At 45.7% G+C, this 416-nt stretch carries 1 protein-coding gene; it reads left to right on the top strand.

Annotation, left to right across the window (positions count from 1 at the left end; genetic code table 11):
- Window positions 1–382, top strand: a 382-nt coding sequence (locus tag BCT81_RS15735) for a C-terminal helicase domain-containing protein (RefSeq protein ID WP_198596907.1), incomplete at its 5' end; no start/stop codon positions are given.
- Window positions 383–416 lie beyond the last annotated feature (34 nt).

The following is a 416-nucleotide window of genomic DNA, read 5'->3' as shown; positions in this document are numbered from 1 at the left end:
ATCTGGCGAAATCGACGTTCTGATCGCAACTGACATCGCAGCTCGTGGTCTGGATATCGAAAAGCTTCCTGTTGTTATCAACTTTGATTTACCGCGTAGCCCATCAGATTACATGCACCGTATTGGCCGAAGTGGTCGTGCCGGTGAGGTTGGCTTAGCGCTATCTCTGATCGATCACGAAGACTACCATCATTTCAAAATCATCGAGAAGAAGAACAAGATTCGTCTTGAGCGTGAGCAAATCGAAGGCTTTGAAGTCGATGCAGAAGCGGTAGCTGAACTGATTGCAGCGCTTAAACCTGTTGCACCACCTGCTGGCACAGGTAAGAAGAAAAAGAAGAAAGCAGCACAAAACCAAGATGTGTGGCTGAAGAACAACTAAATTGAAAATAGTTGGATCGTAGATACAAGAAAGG

It is taken from the genome of Vibrio sp. 10N.261.52.A1 (assembly GCF_002876325.1).
Taxonomy (GTDB): Bacteria; Pseudomonadota; Gammaproteobacteria; order Enterobacterales; family Vibrionaceae; genus Vibrio; species Vibrio chagasii.
Note: the sequence above shows the minus strand (reverse complement) of the source record. Positions and strands in the feature narration are given on the sequence as shown.